This window comes from Micromonospora thermarum (assembly GCF_012034245.1).
GTDB classification, from domain to species: domain Bacteria; phylum Actinomycetota; class Actinomycetes; order Mycobacteriales; family Micromonosporaceae; genus Micromonospora; species Micromonospora thermarum.
Genome location: NZ_JAATEO010000047.1, coordinates 1 through 19,799 on the forward strand (window position 1 = coordinate 1; position 19,799 = coordinate 19,799).

Consider the following 19,799-nt stretch of genomic DNA (forward strand, 5'->3'; position numbering starts at 1 on the left):
TGACGGCGGTGAGCAGGTGAAGATCGCCGACTCGGCCAACCCGGCCACTGCCTCGTACTGGATGACCACCGAGGCCCTCGCCGACTGGATCGCCACCCGCGGCTACGCCACCTCCTGACACACCGACACACACGACAAGGGCCGGCCCCCACCTCGGGGGCCGGCCTTTTCGTCGTACCCGACGGCCTACTCCGCGGCCGGCGGCGTCGGACCGGTGACCGGCTCGGTCATCCGGCGCCGCAGCGAGGTGGTCGCGAGAGCGAGGGCCGCCACCACCAGCAGGGTGGACACGGCGATCAGGATGACGGCGGTGCGCTGCACCGAACTCATCCCGCCGGCGTCGTCGTCCGGCGCACCGACGGGCAGGACTCCCTGGGACTCAACCGGCGCGGGCGGCGACGCCACCGGCGTGGCCAGGGCGGCGGCGGCGACGATCCGGAAACTCATCTGGACCTGCCGGGACTTGCCGCTGCGCGGGTCGAGCTTGCCGACGACCGCGCCGGCGAGCGGTGCGTCCCGCTGGGCCTCGGGTGTGGCCGTCACCGGCAGCCGCAGGTCGGTCGTGCGACCGGCGCGGACGGTGCCGACCACGCACCGCGTACGGGTGAGCTCGACGGCGACGCAGCCGGGCGGCGGGGTCGGCACGGTCACCCCCGCCGGGAGGACCACCTCGACGCGGCCGCTGGCGTCCACGGAGCCGGTGTTGCCGAGCCGTACCCGCAGCGCGCTCGCCGCGCCGCCGCCGTCGAAGGTGACCTCGTCCGCCTCCAACTTGATGCCGGCGGCCGGCGGGCCGGCCGGGAAGAGGACGGCGAAGCCCTGGTTGTCGCTCACCGGTGCGGCCCCCGGCGCGGTCGCCGTGACCCGCACGGAACCGCTCAGCGGCATCCGCCGCCAGGCGTCGCCGCTCACCCGCAGCCGCAGGTCGGTGCTGAACCGGGAGCCCGGTGCGCTGGTCCACGCGCCGCACTGGTGCCCGCCGCCGCCCGTGGCGGCGCATCCCTTCGTGCCGGCGTCGGTGATCCCGGCCGGCAGGGTGTACGCGAGGCGGATCCGCTCGGTGATGCCGCCCGTGTTGGTGACGGTCACCCGCAGGGTGGTCACGGTGGACCGGGCGTTCCAGTACGCGGAGGTGAGCACGACGTCGCCGGTGCTCACGCTCACGCCGAGCGGGGCGCTTCCGCCCGGCGCGGGAGGCTGGACCGGCGGAGGCGGCGGTGGCGGAGCCGCGGTCGTCGGGGCGGCCGTGGTGGGGGCGGTCGTGACCGGGGCCGGATCCGGGGGCTGGGTGGTGGTCGGCGCGGGGTCGCCGGTCGGAGCGGTCGACGTCGGCTCCGCCGTCGTGGGCGGCGGGCTGGTCGGCGCCGGCTCGGTCGAGGTCGGTGCGCCGGTCGGCGTCTCCCCACCCGGCTCGGTCGCACCCCCACCGGGCTCGGTCGGCTCGGTGGTCGCGACGGCGACGCGGTCGAGGACCGGGGCGACGGTGGCCCACCCCGGCATCGCGGCGACGGTCAGCGCGACCGCCAACGAGGCGGCCAGCCGGCACGTCGTACGCGGGTCGCGCGTGCGGCGTCCGGCTGGTTGGTCCACGCGGGCCATCAGTCCTCCGTGGTGACGATGAGTGAAGAGTCAATGTTCGGTACTTGTTGCCTGGAGGCACTAGTACTGTCGGGAAACAAATCCGTAACGTGTTCGGTGCGGGCTCCGGGGTCGGACCGGTAGGCTGACCCACCGTGACCGGTTACCTGGGCTCGTACGCGACGCTCGGGCTGCTGCTCCTCGCCAGCCTCCTCTTTTTCGTTACTGCGTTCTCAGCCAATCGGGTGTTACGTCCCGCCCGTCCGGCCGAGCCGGCGGGCAAGCGGACCACCTACGAATGCGGGCTGGATCCGGTCGGCGCCGACTGGGCACAGGTGCAGATCCGTTACTACGTGTACGCGTACCTCTACGTCTTGTTCGCGGTGGAGGCCGTGTTCCTCTTCCCCTGGGCGGTCGTGTTCGACCGACCCGGGTTCGGTCTGGTCACCGTCGTCGAGATGGCGGTGTTCGTGGCGGTGCTGGCGCTGGGCATCCTCTACGCCTGGCGGAAGAACATCCTGCGCTGGACCTGACGCCGGCCCACCCGCGCGGCCGGTGCCGGGCGTGGTGACAGGGCGACGGTCAGGCCAGCCCGCGCCGCGTCAGCGTCGGCGGGCGGTCACCCCGGATCGAGGCCACCATGTCGAGGACGCGGCGGGTCGGCCGGACCTGGTGCGCGCGGAACACCCGGGCGCCGAGCCATGCCGAGATCGCGGTGGCGGCGAGCGTGCCCTCCAGCCGCTCGGCGACGGGCAGGTCCAGCGTCTCGCCCACGAAGTCCTTGTTCGACAGGGCGACCAGCAGCGGCCAACCCGTCCCGGCCAGCTCGTCCAGCCGGCGGGTGATCTCCAGTGAGTGACGGGTGTTCTTGCCGAAGTCGTGCGCGGGGTCGATGAGGATGCCGTCCCGCCGTACACCCAGCCCGACCGCACGCTCGGCGAGCCCGGTCACCGTCTCGACCACGTCCGCCACCACGTCGTCGAAGGCGGCCCGATGCGGCCGGGTCCGAGGCGTCAGCCCGCCCGCGTGCGAGCAGACCAGTCCCGCGCCGGTCTCGGCCGCGACCCGGGCCAGCGCCGGGTCGGCGCCCGACCACGTGTCGTTCAGCAGGTCCGCGCCCGCGGCGACCGCCTCCACCGCCACCTCGGCACGCCAGGTGTCGATCGAGATCACCACGTGGGGGAAGGCGGCCCGCACGGCGGCGATGGTGTCGACGGTGCGGCGGATCTCCTCCGTCGCGTCCACCTCGGCTCCCGGGCCGGCCTTGACCCCGCCGATGTCGATGATCTCGGCGCCGTCGGCGACCGCGCGCTCGACCGCGCGAAGCGCGCTGTCCTGGGCGAAGGTCGCCCCCCGGTCGAAGAACGAGTCCGGCGTGCGGTTGACGATCGCCATGACCACCAGCTCGCCGGGGCCGAACGTCCGCCCGCCGAGCCGAAGCGCGCCCGCCATCCCGCCTCCCGAGGATCTCCACCGCCGGCCGTCCGGCCACCACGACGCTAGCCGGTGCCCGGGCGACCGGACCGACCGGTCGTCCGTCGCCGCAGGTGAGGAGTCGCTGGGGTGGTGGGGTCGCCCCGGTCCGTTCGACATGCCACGATCTGTGCATGGGTCAGGTTCTGCTCCTGCTGGTCGTGGCGCTGACCGTCGCGGCGGTCGTGTTCGGGGTGACGGTGCTGGTCACCGGTCGGGATCCGGGCCTCGCGCCGGCCGAGCCGGACGGAAAGGCCGTCCCCCTGCCCGGGACTCGCCCACTGCGCGAGTCCGATGTCGGGGAGGTCCGGTTCGACACGGCCCTGCGCGGGTACCGGATGGCCCAGGTCGACCAGGCGATGCGCCGGGCGGCGTACGACATCGGCTACAAGTCGGAGCTGATCGGCGTGCTGGAGGCGGAGGTCGCGGCGTTGCGCGAGGGGCGCACCGCCGAAGCCGACGCGCTGCGCAGCGCCCGCGAGAAGGCGGCCGGTGCGCAGCCCGACGCTACGGCTCTCCCGCCCGCCGACCCGGACGACACCGGCACACCGACCGTGAGCCCGGCCGACACCCGACTCCCGGCCACCGACCGGTCCGACGCTCCGGCCGACCCGACCGACCGCGTCACCACGCCTGCCGACCCGACCGACCCCACCACCGCGCCTGCCGACGAGGCCGAGGGCACCAGCGCGCCGGCCGACGCGGCCGACCGCACCAGCGGGCCGGCCGACGCGGCCGACCGCAACGGCGCTCCGGCCGGCGCGGCCAGGACGGGCCAGCTCGGCGAGCACGGCCCGGTGGTGCGCTCGGAGCCGGCGTGACGGCGGCGGACGGCGCGGACAACCTTCGCGAGGCGGCGCAACCCGGCGCCGCCGAGGTCACCGCCACCGTGATCGTCAAGGCGCCCGCGGAACAGGTCTTCGCGGCCCTGACCGCCTGGGAACGCCAGTCGGACTGGATCCCCTTCACGCGGGTGCGGGTGGTCGAGGGCGACGGGGGCGAGGGCAGCCTGGTGGAGGCCGTCACCGCGGTCGGGCCGGCCGCGCTCCGCGACGAGATGCGGGTGGTCCGAGTGGACGCGCCGTACGAGGTCGGCGTGGTGCACTGCGGGAAGCTGCTGCGCGGCCCGGGCGTGCTGCGCTGCACACCGCTGGCCGGGGACCGGACGCAGGTCGTCTGGCACGAGTGGTTCCACCTGCCCGGCGGGCCCGCCGGACGGGTCGTCTGGCCGCTGCTGTGGCCCGGGTCGAAGGTCGGCCTCACCCAGGCGCTCAAGCGCTTCGGCCGGATGGTCGAACAGGGCCGCCTTCCCTGACCGTCGAGATCCGCCGCCGAGCAGAGGCGGCGACCGGGTGGTCAGGAGGTCGTCGCGGGTGCGGGCGGCGTGGCCGACGCCGGTGCGACGACCGCCGGGTCCTGCGCCGCGACCGCCGGCTCCGGCTGCCAGCCGGGCGTACGGAACAGGTGCGCCGCCCGGTTCCGCCAACTCGTCGCCGCGCGCACGTCACGGGCGATCGCGGCGTACTCGTGGAAGGCCACCCGGACCGGGTTGTAGGTGGCGATGTTCTTGGTCAGGCCGTAGACGCAGCGCTCCCACTCCGCCGCGAACGTACCGAAGAGCCGGTCCCAGACGATCAGGATGCCGCCGAAGTTGCGATCCAGGTAGCCGCCCTGGGAGGCGTGGTGGACCCGGTGGTGCGACGGGGTGTTGAACACGAACTCGTACCAGCGGGGCAGCCGGTCGATCCGCTCGGTGTGGATCCAGAACTGGTAGAGCAGGTTGAGCGAACCACAGAACGCCAGCACGGCCGGGTGGACGCCGGCGAGGATCAGCGGGATGTAGAAGATCCAGCTGGTGAGGCCCGTCCAGGGCTGGCGCAGCGCGGTGGAGAGGTTGAACCGCTGCGACGAGTGGTGCACGACGTGCGACGCCCACAGGATGCGGATGACGTGGTGGCCGCGGTGCGACCAGTAGTAGCAGAAGTCCTGGCCCAGCAGGATCAGCGGCCAGGTCCACCACACCTCGGCGATCCGCAGCGGCGTGAGCGTGTAGAGCAGCGCGTACGCGGCCGCGATCGGGACCTTCCAGAGGAGGTCGGTGAAGACACTGCCCAGCCCCATGGCGAGGCTGGTCGCCGTGTCGGCGGCGCCGTAGCCCACCTCGTCGTCGTCGCGGTGGATCAGGTACGAGATCCGCTCCAGCACGACGAGCAGCAGGAAGGCCGGGATCGACCAGGTGATGACGTCCGGGAAATCCTTCATCTCGGCGCCTCCCCGTGCCGTTCCTGTGCCGACCGTCACAGCTACCGCGTGGTAACGAGCACCATAGGCAGCGCCGGGCCTCCAGGCAACGGGTGTGTCGGTGGGCTGGCCTAGCGTTAGCGCGTGACTGACCTGGTGATCGGCGCCGACGGGCTGCCGCGCTGCGCCTGGGGAGCGAGCACTCCCGACTACGCCGTCTACCACGACACCGAGTGGGGCCGGCCGCTGTGCGGCGACGACGCGCTCTACGAGCGGATGACGTTGGAGGCGTTCCAGTCCGGCCTGTCCTGGCTCACCATCCTGCGGAAGCGGCCGGCGTTCCGGCAGGCGTTCGACGGGTTCCGGATCGAGTCGGTGGCCGCCTTCGCCGAGACGGACATCGCCCGCCTGCTCGCCGACGCGGGCATCGTCCGCAACCGCGCCAAGATCGAGGCGGCGATCGCCAACGCGCGCGCCGCGCTGGACCTGCCGGACGGGCTCTCCGCCCTGCTCTGGTCCTTCGCCCCGCCGCCCCGCCCGGCGCGCCCGACCTCGTTCGCCGAGGTTCCGGCGCTGACCGCCGAGTCCACCGCGATGGCCAAGGCGCTCAAGAAGCGGGGCTTCCGCTTCGTCGGCCCGACCACGGCGTACGCGCTGATGCAGGCCACCGGCATGGTCGACGACCACCTGGCCGGCTGCCACGTGTCCGCTCCGGAGGCGACGTGATGGGATGGGGAGCATGACGACCGACGCCGCGTACCGGACCGACCGGACGACCCACGCCGACGGCACGGACACCTGGGCCGTGCTGCTGCCGCCCGACCGGTACGAGGCCGAACGGCTCGTCCACCACGACACCCTGGAACTGACCGGGCTCTCCGACGGGCCCCGGCCCCGCCCCGGCGACCAGGTCGCGGTGCTGGCCGACGAGCCGCCCCGGCTGGTCGCGCTGGGTCGGGTCAGCGACGCCGGCGACCGCCGGCCGGAGGTGCCGGAGGACCCGCTGTCCGACCGGGTCGAGCCGCGGCTCGTGGTCGCGTACACCCGGCGGGCCTTCGACGAGCCGGTGCCCGCCGACGCGCTGGAGCTGGACGGGCCGGTCACCGCGCTGGCCCCGGCCGCGTTCCGCGAGCTGGCCGCCCGGCTCGGGCCGCCCCCGCCACGGCGGACCTGGCTGGTCAGCCTGGACCTGCCGATCGAGGCCGCGTCGCCGGCGGAGGCGGTCCGGCTGTTCTGGTCGTACGTGCAGGAGCTGGGCCCCCGCGAGCTGCCCGCGTTCGTCTCGCCCTCCGGCGACGAGCTGGCGATGCAGGCGTTCGTCCTCGGCGAGGAGGCCAACCAGGATCCGGAGGAGGACGACTGAGCCGCACCCGGTCCGACCGGACGCGGCCCCGGCGCCTCAGTGACCCTCGAAGACCGGCTTCTGCTTGTTGACGAACGCCATGGTGGCCGAGCGGTGGTCGGCGGTGGCCCCGCAGATCGACTGCGCCTGAGCCTCGGCCGCGAGGGCGTCGGCGAGGGTGCCCGCGTCGGCGATGGAGAGCTGCCGCTTGATGGCCCCGTACGCGACGGTCGGGCCGGCGGCGAGCCGGGCGGCCAGCTCCTGGGCGGCCGGCAGCACCTCCTCGTCGTCGGCGACCATCCGGTTGAGCAGGCCCAGCTGGCAGGCCGCCTCGGCGCGTACCGGCTCGGCGAGCATCAGCAGCTCGACGGCCTTGGCGTGGCCGACCAGCCGGGGCAGCGTCCACGACGCGCCGGTGTCGGCGGCGAGTCCGACCTTGGCGAACGCCATCAGGAAGCTGGTCGAGGGCCCGCCGATGCGGATGTCGGCGAGGAAGGCCAGCGAGGCGCCCGCGCCGGCGGCCATGCCGCGCACGGCGGCGACGACCGGCTTGGGCAGGTTCGCCAGCCGGGCGGCGATCGGGTTGTAGTGCGCCCGGACGGTGTCGAGCGGGTTGCCCTCGGTCGACTCCAGGGTCTTCACGTGCTCGCGCAGGTCCTGCCCGGCGGAGAACGAGCCGCCCGCCCCGGCCAGCACCACCGCCCGGCAGGACCGGTCGGTCTCCAGCTCGGCGAGGGTGTCCCGCAGAGCCTCCTTGAGCGCCACGTCGAGGGCGTTCATGGCCGTCGGCCGGTTCAGCGTCAGGGTGACGACGGCGTCGGTGCGGTCGACGAGCAGCGGCTCGGTCACGGTGTCAACGACCCTTCTGTCGCGCGATGCGGTTGCCGGAGTCGAGGCAGTGCTCGACGTACCGGTCGGCGGCCGGCCGCAGCCGGGCCGCGTGCCGGTCGAAGAAGCTGGCCGCGGCGGTGCCGGGCCAGCGTTCGGGGAGCAGTGCCGGCGGCAGCTGCGGGTCCCGGAACAGGAAGGTACGCCACGCGTGCACGAGCCGGAACCGGGCCGCGTACGCCTCCTCGTCCGGGCTGCGGACGGTCACGCCGGACAGGAGAGGGCGCTGCTCGGCCACGAACTGCTCGTACGCCCGGCCGATCTCGGCCAGGTCCCATGCCCGGCGGACGACGCCCATCGCCCCCGGTGTGCCGGCGGAGTGGGCGGCGGTGAACCGCTCGTAGCGCACCCCCGCCTCCTCCAGCAGCAGGTCCACGTCCTCGCCGGGGCGGGTCGCCACCCAGGTGCACTCGTCGAGGGTGCCGTAGCCGAGGAAGCTCAGGTTGGCGGCGAGGCGCTGCCGTTCCCGCCGGGAGGCCGGCGCCTCCAGGACGAGCAGGTCGAACCGCCCGTCCCAGGTGATCCGGCCGGTGCGGTAGATTCGCGCCGCCGCCTCGTCGAGCCGACGGGCGGCTTTTGGTGTGATCGCGTAGCCCGGCCCGGACGCCATCCGGAGCGGTTCGAGCCAGCCCTGGCGCACCATCCGCGAGACCGCCGTCCGCACCGCGGGCGGCGCGATGCCGAGCGGCGCCAGCAGCTTGACCAGGGCGGCGACCGGCGCCCGGCCGCCCCGGGGCCGGAGGTAGTCACCGTACAGGTCGAAGAGTGCCGACCGTGCCTGCATGACCGCACATTGTGACAGGCCTTCTCAAGATAAGCTAGATGCTGTTACATCAATGCTGCCTCGGTTTGGGTCCGGCGGTGTTCATCAGGGAAAATCGTTGGTCGACACCCCCGCACAGGTTGCGGGAGGTCATGGCGAAGTGGCTGTGGGGCAACCCACCGACCCTGGTTCAGGTCTGAGGGGAGACAACATGGCGGCGATGAAGCCGCGGACGGGCGACGGTCCGCTGGAAGTCACCAAGGAGGGCCGGGGCATCGTCATGCGGGTCCCGCTGGAGGGCGGTGGCCGGCTCGTCGTCGAGATGACTCCCGACGAGGCCAACGCGCTCGGTGACGCGCTGAAGGCAGCCGCCGGCTGACCGTGGATCGGTCCGCGTGCCCGCGCGGGCGATCCGTCCACCCCTGAGCCACCGGCCCCGCCGGTGGCTCAGGGTCTTCATCTCCGCGGAGTGCCGCTCCGCACGCTCTTCGGGAGGTACGGCGCCGCGTGCTCGCCATCCGTCTGCTCGCCGACCCTGATCGACTCGACGTCCTGGCCCTGCCCGTCCGACCGGCCACCGGGGCGGAGTCGCCGGCGGAGCCGCTGCCCGTAGCCGCGGCCCTGCCCGACGGCGTGGCCGACGAGGCGGTCGCCCTGGCGCCGGCGGCCCGGCTGGCCGGCACCCCCGGCGAGGTCTGGACCCAGGTCCGGCCCGGGGCCGTCCCGGGCCGGCTGCTGCTGCTCGGCGTCGGGGCGGGCGACGAGGCCGCCTGGCGTAAGGCCGGCGCCGCCCTCGCCCGCACGGCCAGGGATGAGAGCCAGGTCACACTCGCGCTGCCGGCCGACGTCTCCGCAGGGGCGATCCGCGGGCTCGTCGAGGGGCTGCTGCTGGCGTCGTACCGGTTCCGGCTCGGGGCCGACGAGAAGGCCCCGGCGCTGGCCGCGGTCGACCTGCTCGTGACCGACCCGGCCGCGTACGCCGACGTGGTCGAGGTGGCCCGTACGACCGCCGCGATGACCCGGCTCGCCCGCGACCTGGTCAACATGCCGTCGTCGGTGAAGAACCCGGAGTGGTTCGCCGACCAGGTGGCCGACGCCGCCGCCGAGCTGCCCGACCTGCGCCTGCGGGTCCGGGCACCGCAGGACCTGGCCGCCGAGGGCTTCGGCGGGATCCTCGCCGTGGGCTCCGGCTCGGCCAAGGGCCCCCGGCTGGTCGAGCTGGACTGGCGCCCGGCCGACGCGCGGACCCACGTGGTGCTGGTCGGCAAGGGCATCACCTTCGACACCGGCGGCATCTCGATCAAGCCGGTGCCGGCCATGAAGCTCATGCGCAAGGACATGGCCGGTGCGGCGGCGGTGGTCGCGGCGACGCTGGGCGCGGCCGCGCTGCGGCTTCCGGTGCGGGTCACCACGCTCGCCCCGCTCGCCGAGAACATGGTCAGCGGCGCCGCGTTCCGGCCGGGCGACATCGTCCACCACTACGGCGGCCTGACCAGCGAGACCACCAACTCCGACGCCGAGGGGCGGCTGGTCCTCGCCGACGCGCTCGCGTACGCGGTCCGCGAGCTGCGTCCCGACGTGCTGATCGACCTGGCCACGCTGACCGGGGCGAACGCGGTGGCGCTGGGCAAGCGGACCGGCGCCCTCTACAGCGAGAACGACCGGCTCGCCGGGGACGTGCTGGCGGCGGTCGAGGCGGCCGGCGAGGCGGCGTGGCGGATGCCGCTGCCCGCCGACTACGTCGAGTACCTGGGCAGCGACCTCGCCGACCTGTACAGTGCGCCGACCCAGGGCGCCGGGTCGGTGGTGGCGGCCCTGTACCTGCGCGAGTTCACCGGCGAGCTGCGCGACCGGTGGGTGCACGTCGACATGTCGGCGCCGTCCTGGTCCGACGGCGACGACGCCGAGCTGACGCGGGGCGCGACCGGTTGGGGCGTACGCTCGCTGCTGCGCTGGCTCGCCACACTCGGCTGAGCCGACCGACGGCGCGTGCGCGAGCCGTCCGCGCCGGTTGCCGGACCGGCGGCGGCGCGTTCAGCAGCGCACGGCGGCGAGCAGGCCGTGGCCGACCGGCAGCAGGGCGGGGATCCAGTGCTCCGACTCGCGGATCGCCTTGACCGTCTCCCGGATGGTCACCGTCTCGACGTCCCGGGCCGCCGGGTCGCCGATCCGGCCGCCGGCCAGCGTGCCGTTGAGCGCGAGCACACCGCCCGGACGCAACAGCCGCTGGGCGGCGTCCACGCAGGCGGCGAAGCCGGTCGACTCGGCGTCCACGAAGACCAGGTCGTACGCCCCGTCAGCGAGGCGGGGGAGCACGTCCAGCGCCCGGCCGGTGATGATCCGCGTCCGGCCGGCGGGGAAGCCCGCCTCGACGAAGATCCGCCGGGCGATCCGCTGATGCTCCACCTCGACGTCGATGGTGGTGAGCACGCCGTCGGGACGCATCCCGCGCAGCAGCCAGAGGCCGCTGACCCCGGTTCCGGTGCCGATCTCCACGACCGCGCGCGCGTTCCCCGCGGCGGCCAGCAACCGCAGCGCCGCGCCGGCGCCGGGCGTGACCGCGTCGAGGCCGACCTCACGGGCGAGACTGCGGGCCGTGCGGAGCACGAGATCCTCGGTCACGTACGACTCGGCGAACTGCAGGGCCTGGGTCGTCGAGGGGCCGGAACCGGCGACCGTGGCGATGGGACACCTCCGGACGGCACATGTGGTACGGGGCGAGTGGGCACTGTGAGCCTAGATGTGACACGTGACGGGCGCAGCCGCGCGTCCCGGCATCGACGATCACGCGTGGCAACCGCTGACTCCACCCACGGCATCCGTGTAATCCTGGAAGCGGTGTCCGTCCGATCGGACGGGGTGGCCCGAGGGCCGCGTGGACGGGCCCGGGGACGAGTGGGAGGCAACGACGTGACCGACGGCTGGGACTGGCGCCAGCCCGGGACGAGCCCCGGACCGGCGGGCCCGCCGCCGCCCGCGCACCCTCCGGCGGTGTCGCCGCCGGAGGCTGCCGGTGGCACGGCCTCCCCCTGGTGGTCCGACGCGCTCGCCGACCCGTGGCGCGACCCGGCCGCGCCCGCGGCCGTGGTGGTGCCCGCGGCACCGGCCTCCGCCGGGCAGCCGGAGCCGGTGACCGACCCGGACGCCCCCGGCCGGCCCGCGCTGCGGCACCTGCTGCTCATCCCGCTGATCACCGCCCTGCTCGCGGGCGCGCTGGGTGGTGCCCTCGGGTACGCGTTCGCGATCCGCGGCGGCGGTGGCGCCGGCCCGGTGCTCGGTGCCGGCCCGGTGCAGCCGCCGGAGTTGGCGCAGCGGAAGCCGGAGTCCCTGGCCGGGGTGGCGGAACGGGTGCTGCCGAGCGTGGTGACGGTGCGTGTGGCCAGCCTCGGCGGGACGAGCGAGGGCTCCGGGTTCGTCGCCACCGCCGACGGCCATGTGATCACCAACGACCACGTGGTGGCGGGTGCGACCGGCCGGGCCTCGGTGGTCTTCAACGACGGCAGCACGGCCCCCGCCACCGTCGTCGGGCAGGACCCGGAATCCGACATCGCGGTCATCAAGGTCGCCAAGAGCGGCCTGCGCCCGGTGGAGTTCGGCGACTCCGACGCGCTGGCCGTGGGCGACCCGGTGCTCGCCATCGGCTCGCCGCTCTCGCTGGCCAACACCGTCACCGCCGGCATCATCAGCGCGCTCGACCGCACCATGCAGGCGGGTGAGCCGGGCGGCCCGACCCGCTACTACGCGGCCATCCAGACCGACGCGGCGGTCAACCACGGCAACTCCGGCGGCCCACTGGTCGACGGTGCCGGCCGGGTGATCGGGGTCAACTCCACGATCAAGTCACTCGTGGCGGACGGGCAGGAGGCCGGCAACATCGGGCTCGCCTTCGCCATCCCGATCAACCAGGCCAAACGGATCACCCAGGACATCATCGGCACCGGCAAGGCCCGGCGCACGGTGATCGGCGCCCAGGTCGGTGGCCCCGGGCTGGGAGCCGGCGCCGGCGTACGGCTGAACTCGGTGGAGCCGTCCGGCCCGGCCGCGGGTGCCGGGCTGAAGGCCGGCGACGTGATCCTCAAGCTGAACGGGCGCCCGATGACCGAGCCCACCGACCTGATCGCCCTGGTCCGCAAGTTCGCGCCCGGTTCCGTGGTGACCGTCGAGTACCGTCGGGGCTCGTCCCAGCAGAACACCTCGGTGACGCTCGCCGCAGACGCGAAGTGACGCCCTCACCCCCTCCCCGGGTGGCGTACGACGTGCGTAGGCTTGCGGTGACGCCGAGAGGAGGCCCGCGCAGTGTTCGACAACCTGAACTGGTGGGAGATCGGTGCGCTGCTGCTCCTGGCGCTGCTGATCTTCGGTGACCGGCTGCCTGCCGTCATCAACGACGGCCTCCGGATGGTGCGCAACCTACGCCGGATGGCGACCAACGCCACCAGCGACCTGAGCCGGGAGCTGGGCACCGACATCCAGCTGGAGGATCTGCACCCCAAGGCGTTCATCCGCAAGCACCTGCTCAGCGAGGAGGACGAGGCGGCCATCCGGAAGCCGTTGCAGGGCGTCTACGACAACCTGCGTGCCGACGTCACCGGCGTGCACGACGAGCTGAAGGACGCCGCCGCCGCCGCGGACGTACGGTCGAACGGGCGCCGGCCGACCACCGCCACCGGCGGTGCCCCCGCCGCCCCGGCCCCCCGCGTCAGCTACGACGACGCCACCTGACCGGCGGCCCCCACCCCAAGACAAGAGAGCTCGGCCGGGCCGGGCGTGGGCCCGGCGGGCGTCAGCGGCCGGCGGGCTTGAGACCCAGCGGCTTGCCGAGCAGCGACTCCCGCCGGACGGCGAGCCGGTCGGCGACCTGGCCCAGGGCCTTCGCGGCCGGCGACTCCGGCTCGGCCAGCACGATCGGGTTGCCCTCGTCGCCGGCCTCACGGACCCGCGTGTCGAGCGGGATCTGACCCAGCAGCGGCACCTGCGCGCCGATCGTCCGGGTCAGCGACTCGGCGACGGTCTGGCCGCCACCGGCGCCGAAGACCTCCATCCGCGAGCCGTCCGGCAGCTCCAGCCACGACATGTTCTCGATCACACCGACCACGCGCTGGTGGGTCTGCAGCGCGATCGCGCCGGCCCGCTCCGCCACCTCGGCGGCGGCGGCCTGCGGCGTGGTGACCACCAGGATCTCGGAGTTGGGCAGCAGCTGGGCCAGGGAGATCGCCACGTCGCCGGTGCCCGGCGGCAGGTCGAGCAGGAGCACGTCCAGGTCGCCCCAGTACACGTCGGCGAGGAACTGCTGCAACGCCCGGTGCAGCATCGGGCCGCGCCAGACGACGGCGGCGTTGCCGGCGGTGAACATGCCGATCGAGATGACCTTCACGCCGTGCGACTGCGGCGGCATGATCATGTCCTCGACGCGGGTGGGCCGGCCGTCGGCACCGAGCATCCGGGGCACCGAGTGGCCGTAGATGTCGGCGTCGACCACACCGACGGAGAGCCCGCGGGCGGCCAGCGCCGCCGCCAGGTTGACCGTGACGCTGGACTTGCCGACGCCGCCCTTGCCGCTGGCGACCGCGTACACCCGGGTGCGGGAGCCGGGCTGGGCGAACGGGATCACCGGCTCCTCGGTGGCGGCACCGCCGCGCAGCTTCGCCTGGAGTTCCTGGCGCTGCTCCGGGCTCATCACGCCGAACTCGATCTCCACGCCGGTCACGCCGGGCACCGCGCCGACGGCGGCGGTGATGTCATTCCGCAGCTTGTCCTTCAGCGGGCAACCGGCCACGGTGAGCAGCAGCTCGACCCGGACGACACCGTCGTCGCCGACCGTGGCGGAGCGGACCATGCCGAGCTCCGTGATGGGCCGGCGGATCTCCGGGTCGTTGACGGTGGCCAGGGCGGCCTGGATCGCGTCGGAGACGGTGCTGACGGGTGCTGACATGCCCGCAATGCTACGTCGGCGGGGATCCGTCACCGCCGCTGGCGGGGGCCGGTGTGAGCGATTCGATGGCAGGCGGTGTCTGGACGGGATCCGGCGGAAATGCGACGATCCGAGGCGAACGCCGCTCGCCTGGCCCCTTGAGGCAAGCGGCGTTCAGTGCGCTCCGGGCTCCGGGTGGCCGTCGCGGGCGTAGTCGGTGTCCCGGTCGTCCCGGGGCTCGTCCAGCCCGTCCCGGCCGCTCGGCCGCTCCCGCCCGCGGCGCTCCAGCCGCCGCCGGCGCTCCGCGGCGTCGTCCAGCTCCTCGGCGAGTCGGGCCAGCTCCGAGCGGAGGAAGTCGCGCGTCGCCACCTCGCCCATCGCGTTGCGCAGCGCGGCGATCTCCCGGGCCAGGTACTCGGTGTCCGCCTTCTGCGCCGTCGCCCGGCGCCGGTCCTCCTCCAACGCCAGCCGGTCCCGGTCCGCCTGCCGGTTCTGCGCCAGCAGGATCAGCGGCGCCGCGTAGCTGGCCTGCAACGACAGCATCAGGGTCAGGAACGTGAAGGTGTACGGGTCGAACCGCAGGTGCGCCGGCGCGAGGGTGTTCCAGGCGAACCACGCCATGATGACCAGCGTCATGTAGACGATGAAGTTCGCCGTACCCATGCCCCGGGCGATCCCCTCCGACCAGCGGCCGAAGGCCTCCGGGTCGAAGCGCGGCAGCGTCAGGCGCCGGGGCTCGCGGGGCTGGTCCAGGCGCTGCGGCCGTCGTTGCTCAGCCATCGGCGCCGTCCAGCCCCTCGTCGGCGACGGCCGGACCCGACGCCGCGTCCCGCTCCCGCCAGTCGGAGGGCAGCAGGTGATCGAGCACGTCGTCGACCGTGACCGCGCCCACCAGCCGGTTGTTCCGGTCGATCACCGGCATGGCCACCAGGTCGTACGTGGCCATCCGGCGGGTGATCTCGGGCAGCGGGGTGGTCGGGCGCAGCGGGTCGATGTCGTTGACCACCACGCCACCCAGCATGTCGGCGGGGGGCTCACGCAGCAGCCGCTGGAAGTGGACCATGCCCAGGTAACGGCCGGTCGGCGTGGTCATCGGCGCCCGGGTCACGAAGACCTGGGCGGCCACCGCGGGGGAGAGCTGGGGCTCCCGGACCCGGGCCAGCGCCTCGGCGACCGTGGCGTCCGGCGGCAGGATCACCGGCTCCGAGGTCATCACGCTGCCCGCCGTGCCCGGCGTGTACTTGAGCAGCTGCCGCACCGGGTCGGCCTCGTCCGGCTCCATCAGGTCGAGCAGCACGTCCTGCTCCGGCGGCGGCAGCTCGCCCAGCAGGTCGGCGGCGTCGTCCGGGTCCATCTGCTCCAGCACGTCCGCGGCGCGCTCCCGGTCCAGCGCGGCCAGGATCTCCACCTGGTCGTGCTCCGGCAGCTCGCTCAGCACGTCGGCGAGCCGCGCGTCGTCCAGCGCCGCCGCGACCTCGTTGCGCCGCGTGTCGGGCAGGTCCTGGAGGGCGTTGGCCAGGTCGGCCGGGCGCATGTCCTCCAGCACGGCGAGCAGGTTGGCGGTGCCCCGGGCGTCGGCGATCCCGCTCAGCCCGCGGACCCGGTCCCACTCGACCTGGTGCAGGTAACCCCGCCGGGAGAGCCGGCCGGTCTGCTCGCGTACGGCGACCCGGGCCAGCGACCACTCGTCGCGGGTGGACTCCATCGCCACGTCCACCACCGTGCCCGCCTGGCCGCCCGGGTCGATCTGCACCCGCCGGTCGAGCAGTTCCTGGAGCACGAGCAGCTCGTTGGGGCGCTTCTCGAAGCGACGCAGGTTGAGGGTGCCGGTACCCAGCACCACGGCGTCGGCGTCGATCGAGGTGATCCGGTTGATGGACAGGAAGATCCGCCGGCGCATCGGCATCTCGGCGACCAGACCGACGACCTCCGGCGGACGCTTCGTGGGCCGCAGCCGGGCCACCGCGTCGCGGACGCGGCCGACCTGGTCGCCGTTGGGGTCGAAGACGGCGACGCCCGCGAGGCGGGCGATGTAGACCCGGGTCGGCGTGCTCACGCGCACCAGCCTAGGGCCTGTGTCGACGTCCCGGCCCGAGCAGCGGCGAGGCCCGGGCGGTGATCCGGCGAGGCGGACACCGGCCCGGATGCCGGTGTGGTGTCCGGGCCGGTCGCCAACGTCGCCGGCCGCCGTCCCGGTCCGGCGCGCCCGGGCTGAGCCGTCGATACCGGTCCGGAGCGCCTAGTGTTTATCACCATGTCGACCCTGGCCTACGAGATCGTGGACGTGTTCACCGACCGCCCCTTCGCCGGCAACCCGCTGGCGGTGGTGTTCGGTGCCGACGGGCTGGCCACCGAGCAGATGCAGGCGCTCGCGCTCGAGTTCAACCTCTCCGAGACCGTGTTCGTGCTCCCGCCCAGCCAGGCCGGCGCCACCTACCGGGCGCGGATCTTCACGCCCGTCGACGAACTGCCGTTCGCCGGGCATCCGAGCGTCGGCGCGGCGGTCACCGCGAGCCGGCGCGGGCTGTTCGGCACCGGCCCGGTCATGCAGGAGTGCGGTGCCGGCGTGCTGCCGATCGAGGTGACCGCGACGGGCGCGACGCTGACCGGTGGCATGCCCACCCTCGGTCCCGAGCTGGACCCGGACCCGCTGCTGGAGATGGCCGGGCTCACCGCCGACGACCACGTCGGCCCGGCGCCCCGGGTGGCCGGCTGCGGCCTCGAGTTCCCGTACCTCCCGGTGCGTCCGGACGCGGTGGCCCGCGCGCGCGTCAACGCGGCGGCGGCACAGCGGTACGGGGTGGAGCACGTCAGCGTCTTCTCCTGGGACGCCGACTCGCAAACCGCACACGCCCGGGTGTTCGTTCCCGGGCTGGGTGTGCCGGAGGATCCGGCGACCGGCTCCGCCGCACTCGGGCTGGGGGTGTGGCTGGTGGCGAGCGGCCTGCTGCCCGGGGAGGGCCGGTCGAGCTACGCCGTACGCCAGGGGGTCGAGATCAACCGCCCGTCGTCGCTGGGGTGCACGGTGACCGCGGCCGGCGGCACGGCGGTCGGCGCCACCGTCTCCGGCCAGGTGATGCCGGTGGCCCGCGGCGAGATCCTGGTCCCACCCTTCGTCGGCTGAGGTGGGCCCACTGACCGCGCGAGCAGGCTACGGGTACGGGAGGATGCGGTTGTGACGGACGCCGAGCGGACCACCACCACGCCCCTCGTCGACGAGGCGGTGAAGAAGGCCGCCGTGGCCTGGGTCGCCGTGCCCGGCGGCGCGGCGCTCGCCCTCTGGTGCTTCCCCCAGGAGGGGGCGCTCTTCGTGGTGAGCGGGCCGGGCGAGCAGTCCGCGCCGGGGCTCGCCGACGCAACCCACGCGCAGGTCACCCTGCGGGGCGACCACGGCGGTCGGATCGTCACCTGGCCGGCCGAGGTGTCCCGGCTGGCCCCGGGCAGCGACGAGTGGGAGACCATCGCGCCGCTGGTCGCGGCCAAGCGGCTGAACGCTTCCGGTCCGACCGCCGACCTCGTGGCGCGCTGGGCGGCCGACGGCTGCGCCCTCAACCGGTTGACGCCCGCCGGCGAGCCGCTGGCCGGCGCCGCGCTGCCCGCCGGCTCGCTGGCCGAGGCGCCGCGCGAGACGCCGGTGGTCCGGGCCACCCGTAAGCCGTTCCGCCTGCACCGCGTCCGCCGCCGCTGAGCGCTCGCGCCGTTGCCGGGAGGCCCCCACCACCAAGGGCCCTTCGTTTCACCCGCGGCCCGCCGCGCCGACCGGTGCCGCCGCGTCCACCAGGTCGACCACCTCGGTGAGGGAGACCAACTCGGGGCCGGTCCAGGCGTCGTCGCGGTTGAACACCATGTGGCCGGCGAGGTCGGGGGCGGCGAGGCGGACCGCGGTCAGCCCGGCCCGCTCCGCCCCGGTCAGCTCCTGGCTGCCGCCGTCGCCGACGTACAGGCACTCGGCCGGTGCCAGGCCGAGTCGGCGGCACGCGGCCCGGTACAGCTCCGGGTCCGGCTTGCAGCGGCCGACCTGCACGGAGAAGACACGGACGTCGAGCAGCGGGTCGATCGGCAGGTGCGGCAGGAAGGCCGGCAGTTCGTGGGTGCAGTCGCTGACCAGCCCGGTACGCACACCGCGCCGGTGCAGCGCGGCCAGGGTCGGCACCGCCTCCTCGCGGAGCCGGGTGTCGGCACGGACGGCGCGGTGCCGGGCAGCCACCGCGGACCGTACCGCCCCGTCGGAGGGCCGTACGCCGGCCTGCTCGCAGACCCAGCGCAGGGTCGCCTCGGCGGTGCCCAGGCGGCCGGTGGCGCGCTCGTAGTAGGTGCGGTCGAGGACGTCGGTGAGGACGTCGGGCGGGCAGCCGAGCAGGTCGGCGGTCGCCCGGTGCGCCGCGCTGCGCTGCACCGAACGGGTCAGCGTGCCGAAGAAGTCGAACAGCACCGCCTGGAACATGGGCATGGGGGAGGGCCTCCGGGCGGTCGAGGGGGTTCGCCAACGGATCGGCCTGGATCGTAACCGAGCGCTGACCGTCGGTTGTTACCGAAGTTGTGTGACCATTTCTCCCCGTGTCCTCCACACCGCACCGCCCGGCACCGGACCCGCTGACGCTCGGCGCGCTGGCGCTCGCCGTGGTGGCCGTGTCGTCGTCCGCGCCCCTGGTCGCCTTCGCGGCCGCGCCGGCCCTCGCGATCGCCTTCTGGCGCAACCTGCTCTCGGCCGCCGTACTCGGCCCGGTCGCTGTGGTGCGGCGGCGGGCGGAGTTCCGGGCGTTGATTGCGCGTGCCGGCCTGCGGGAGGGCTGGTACTGCGTGCTCTCCGGTGTCGCGCTCGCCGCTCACTTCGCCACCTGGATGCCGAGTGCGCAGCTCACCACGGTCGCGGCGGCCACCGCGCTGGTCGCGACCCAGCCCGTCTGGCAGGGACTGATCGCCCGGGCCCAGGGACGCCGGCTGCCGGTCACGGTGTGGATCGGCATCGGCGTGTCGGTCGCCGGCGCCGCGCTGGCCACGGGGGCGGACTTCGCCGTGTCCGGCCCCGCCTTCGCCGGTGACCTGCTCGCCGTGGTCGGCGGCATGTTCGCGGCGGTCTACACCGCGCTCGGCGAGCGGGCCCGTACGGCGGTGAGCACCACGACGTACACGACCATCTGTTACGGGGTGTGCGCGGCGCTGCTGTTCGTGGTGTGCCTGGTCGGCGGCGTGCCGGTGACCGGCTTCGACGCCAGTACCTGGCTCGTCGTGCTGGCCCTGGTGGCCGGTGCCCAGCTGCTCGGGCACTCGATGTTCAACTACGCCCTGCGCCGGGTCTCCGCGACCACGGTCAGCGTGCTGATCCTGCTGGAGGCGCCCGGGGCCGCGCTGATCGGCTGGGTCTGGCTGGGCCAGCTGCCGCGTACCCTCGCACTGCCCGGCCTGGCCCTGCTCCTGGCCGGGGTGGCGGTGGTGATCCTCGGCGGGGCCCGAACCCGCCGCACCCGGGTCACCCCGCCACCGCCCACCGTCCCGGCGGACGCCGCCCCCGTACCGGACTGACGCACCACCCGGCGGCACCTTTCCCGCCGTTTCGCCTGCCCCGGCTCGGCTGGTCCGTGACAGTGCGGGGGGAGGGGGTG

General features: G+C 74.3%; 22 protein-coding genes and 1 pseudogene. 13 read left to right on the plus strand and 10 right to left on the minus strand.

The features are described 5' to 3' along the window. Positions 1-118, plus strand: a pseudogene (locus HCJ94_RS27390) (C39 family peptidase); the annotation flags it as partial. Between the two features lie 68 nt (positions 119-186). On the opposite strand, the gene HCJ94_RS27395 reads toward HCJ94_RS27390, so the two are convergent. Continuing rightward, positions 187-1,599 (minus strand): hypothetical protein, encoded by a 1,413-nt coding sequence (locus HCJ94_RS27395; RefSeq protein ID WP_168003908.1) that lies wholly within the window; start codon positions 1,597-1,599, stop codon positions 187-189. A 134-nt stretch (positions 1,600-1,733) separates the two neighbouring features. On the opposite strand from HCJ94_RS27395, the gene ndhC reads away from it, so the two are divergent. After that, entirely contained in the window at positions 1,734-2,111 is a 378-nt protein-coding gene (gene ndhC, locus HCJ94_RS27400) for an NADH-quinone oxidoreductase subunit A (RefSeq protein WP_168003909.1), read from the plus strand. Positions 2,112-2,160: 49 nt separating this feature from the next. Here ndhC and folP read toward each other — a convergent pair whose 3' ends face one another. Further along, positions 2,161-3,030 carry a dihydropteroate synthase gene (gene folP / locus HCJ94_RS27405; RefSeq protein ID WP_168003910.1) on the minus strand — a complete coding sequence of 290 codons (870 nt, stop codon included), beginning with the start codon at positions 3,028-3,030 and terminating at the stop codon, positions 2,161-2,163. A 155-nt stretch (positions 3,031-3,185) separates the two neighbouring features. Between folP and HCJ94_RS27410 the strand changes: the two genes are divergently transcribed. Beyond that, positions 3,186-3,872, plus strand: a complete 687-nt coding sequence (locus HCJ94_RS27410) for a DivIVA domain-containing protein (RefSeq protein WP_168003911.1) — start codon at positions 3,186-3,188, stop codon at positions 3,870-3,872. Further along, entirely contained in the window at positions 3,869-4,366 is a 498-nt protein-coding gene (locus HCJ94_RS27415; RefSeq protein ID WP_168003912.1) for an SRPBCC family protein, read from the plus strand. Before HCJ94_RS27410 ends, HCJ94_RS27415 begins: the two co-directional genes overlap by 4 nt. Positions 4,367-4,407: 41 nt before the next feature. On the opposite strand, the gene HCJ94_RS27420 is transcribed toward HCJ94_RS27415, so the two are convergent. Beyond that, a complete protein-coding gene (locus tag HCJ94_RS27420) occupies positions 4,408-5,313 on the minus strand; it encodes a sterol desaturase family protein (protein ID WP_168003913.1) in 906 nt (301 codons plus the stop codon). 123 nt (positions 5,314-5,436) lie between these two features. Here HCJ94_RS27420 and HCJ94_RS27425 point away from each other — a divergent pair, with 123 nt between their 5' ends. Together HCJ94_RS27425 and HCJ94_RS27430 are read left to right on the plus strand one after the other, a co-directional pair. Next, the gene (locus tag HCJ94_RS27425; RefSeq protein ID WP_168003914.1) at positions 5,437-6,018 is read left to right on the plus strand and encodes a DNA-3-methyladenine glycosylase I; all 582 of its coding nucleotides are present in this window, start codon (positions 5,437-5,439) and stop codon (positions 6,016-6,018) included. Positions 6,019-6,031: 13 nt separating this feature from the next. Beyond that, positions 6,032-6,655, plus strand: a complete 624-nt coding sequence (locus HCJ94_RS27430) for a hypothetical protein (RefSeq protein ID WP_168003915.1) — start codon at positions 6,032-6,034, stop codon at positions 6,653-6,655. Between the two features lie 36 nt (positions 6,656-6,691). Here the strand turns inward: HCJ94_RS27430 and HCJ94_RS27435 are convergent, their stop codons facing one another. Next, entirely contained in the window at positions 6,692-7,483 is a 792-nt protein-coding gene (locus tag HCJ94_RS27435) for an enoyl-CoA hydratase-related protein (RefSeq protein ID WP_168003916.1), read from the minus strand. 4 nt (positions 7,484-7,487) lie between these two features. Then, positions 7,488-8,306, minus strand: a complete 819-nt coding sequence (locus HCJ94_RS27440) for a PaaX family transcriptional regulator (RefSeq protein WP_168003917.1) — start codon at positions 8,304-8,306, stop codon at positions 7,488-7,490. Positions 8,307-8,496: 190 nt separating this feature from the next. On the opposite strand from HCJ94_RS27440, the gene HCJ94_RS27445 reads away from it, so the two are divergent. Both HCJ94_RS27445 and HCJ94_RS27450 read left to right on the plus strand, forming a co-directional pair. Next, positions 8,497-8,664 carry a DUF3117 domain-containing protein gene (locus HCJ94_RS27445; protein ID WP_007455245.1) on the plus strand — a complete coding sequence of 56 codons (168 nt, stop codon included), beginning with the start codon at positions 8,497-8,499 and terminating at the stop codon, positions 8,662-8,664. A gap of 128 nt (positions 8,665-8,792) precedes the next feature. Then, positions 8,793-10,259: a leucyl aminopeptidase family protein gene (locus HCJ94_RS27450; RefSeq protein ID WP_168003918.1), complete on the plus strand. Its 1,467-nt coding sequence runs from the start codon at positions 8,793-8,795 to the stop codon at positions 10,257-10,259. A gap of 60 nt (positions 10,260-10,319) precedes the next feature. Here the strand turns inward: HCJ94_RS27450 and HCJ94_RS27455 are convergent, their stop codons facing one another. After that, positions 10,320-10,907 carry an O-methyltransferase gene (locus tag HCJ94_RS27455; RefSeq protein WP_168003919.1) on the minus strand — a complete coding sequence of 196 codons (588 nt, stop codon included), beginning with the start codon at positions 10,905-10,907 and terminating at the stop codon, positions 10,320-10,322. Positions 10,908-11,195: 288 nt separating this feature from the next. Here HCJ94_RS27455 and HCJ94_RS27460 point away from each other — a divergent pair, with 288 nt between their 5' ends. Together HCJ94_RS27460 and HCJ94_RS27465 are read left to right on the plus strand one after the other, a co-directional pair. After that, positions 11,196-12,509 carry a S1C family serine protease gene (locus HCJ94_RS27460; RefSeq protein WP_168003920.1) on the plus strand — a complete coding sequence of 438 codons (1,314 nt, stop codon included), beginning with the start codon at positions 11,196-11,198 and terminating at the stop codon, positions 12,507-12,509. Positions 12,510-12,581: 72 nt separating this feature from the next. Next, a complete protein-coding gene (locus HCJ94_RS27465; protein WP_168003921.1) occupies positions 12,582-13,007 on the plus strand; it encodes a twin-arginine translocase TatA/TatE family subunit in 426 nt (141 codons plus the stop codon). A gap of 61 nt (positions 13,008-13,068) precedes the next feature. Here HCJ94_RS27465 and HCJ94_RS27470 read toward each other — a convergent pair whose 3' ends face one another. The 3 genes from HCJ94_RS27470 to HCJ94_RS27480 form a co-directional block, all read right to left on the minus strand. Further along, positions 13,069-14,217, minus strand: a complete 1,149-nt coding sequence (locus HCJ94_RS27470) for an Mrp/NBP35 family ATP-binding protein (protein WP_168003922.1) — start codon at positions 14,215-14,217, stop codon at positions 13,069-13,071. Between the two features lie 153 nt (positions 14,218-14,370). Continuing rightward, complete coding sequence (locus HCJ94_RS27475; RefSeq protein ID WP_168003923.1) at positions 14,371-14,976, minus strand: DUF1003 domain-containing protein; 606 nt, start codon at positions 14,974-14,976, stop codon at positions 14,371-14,373. Then, entirely contained in the window at positions 14,969-16,252 is a 1,284-nt protein-coding gene (locus HCJ94_RS27480) for a magnesium transporter MgtE N-terminal domain-containing protein (RefSeq protein WP_168003924.1), read from the minus strand. Before HCJ94_RS27480 ends, HCJ94_RS27475 begins: the two co-directional genes overlap by 8 nt. 198 nt (positions 16,253-16,450) lie before the next feature. Here HCJ94_RS27480 and HCJ94_RS27485 point away from each other — a divergent pair, with 198 nt between their 5' ends. Together HCJ94_RS27485 and HCJ94_RS27490 are read left to right on the plus strand one after the other, a co-directional pair. Then, a complete protein-coding gene (locus HCJ94_RS27485; protein WP_168003925.1) occupies positions 16,451-17,320 on the plus strand; it encodes a PhzF family phenazine biosynthesis protein in 870 nt (289 codons plus the stop codon). Between the two features lie 51 nt (positions 17,321-17,371). Further along, a complete protein-coding gene (locus HCJ94_RS27490) occupies positions 17,372-17,884 on the plus strand; it encodes a hypothetical protein (protein ID WP_168003926.1) in 513 nt (170 codons plus the stop codon). Between the two features lie 48 nt (positions 17,885-17,932). On the opposite strand, the gene HCJ94_RS27495 is transcribed toward HCJ94_RS27490, so the two are convergent. After that, positions 17,933-18,646, minus strand: a complete 714-nt coding sequence (locus HCJ94_RS27495; protein ID WP_168003927.1) for an HAD family hydrolase — start codon at positions 18,644-18,646, stop codon at positions 17,933-17,935. 107 nt (positions 18,647-18,753) lie between these two features. Between HCJ94_RS27495 and HCJ94_RS27500 the strand changes: the two genes are divergently transcribed. Then, the gene (locus HCJ94_RS27500; protein WP_168003928.1) at positions 18,754-19,719 is read left to right on the plus strand and encodes a DMT family transporter; all 966 of its coding nucleotides are present in this window, start codon (positions 18,754-18,756) and stop codon (positions 19,717-19,719) included. The last annotated feature ends 80 nt before the right edge of the window (positions 19,720-19,799 follow it).

Coding starts and splice junctions, on each gene's coding strand:
- HCJ94_RS27395 (WP_168003908.1), bottom strand. CDS start 1,599: ATGGCCCGCGTGGACCAACCAGCCGGACGCCGCACGCGCGACCCGCGT.
- folP (WP_168003910.1), bottom strand. CDS start 3,030: ATGGCGGGCGCGCTTCGGCTCGGCGGGCGGACGTTCGGCCCCGGCGAG.
- HCJ94_RS27410 (WP_168003911.1), top strand. CDS start 3,186: ATGGGTCAGGTTCTGCTCCTGCTGGTCGTGGCGCTGACCGTCGCGGCG.
- HCJ94_RS27420 (WP_168003913.1), bottom strand. CDS start 5,313: ATGAAGGATTTCCCGGACGTCATCACCTGGTCGATCCCGGCCTTCCTG.
- HCJ94_RS27430 (WP_168003915.1), top strand. CDS start 6,032: ATGACGACCGACGCCGCGTACCGGACCGACCGGACGACCCACGCCGAC.
- HCJ94_RS27440 (WP_168003917.1), bottom strand. CDS start 8,306: ATGCAGGCACGGTCGGCACTCTTCGACCTGTACGGTGACTACCTCCGG.
- HCJ94_RS27445 (WP_007455245.1), top strand. CDS start 8,497: ATGGCGGCGATGAAGCCGCGGACGGGCGACGGTCCGCTGGAAGTCACC.
- HCJ94_RS27470 (WP_168003922.1), bottom strand. CDS start 14,217: ATGTCAGCACCCGTCAGCACCGTCTCCGACGCGATCCAGGCCGCCCTG.
- HCJ94_RS27475 (WP_168003923.1), bottom strand. CDS start 14,976: ATGGCTGAGCAACGACGGCCGCAGCGCCTGGACCAGCCCCGCGAGCCC.
- HCJ94_RS27485 (WP_168003925.1), top strand. CDS start 16,451: ATGTCGACCCTGGCCTACGAGATCGTGGACGTGTTCACCGACCGCCCC.
- HCJ94_RS27495 (WP_168003927.1), bottom strand. CDS start 18,646: ATGCCCATGTTCCAGGCGGTGCTGTTCGACTTCTTCGGCACGCTGACC.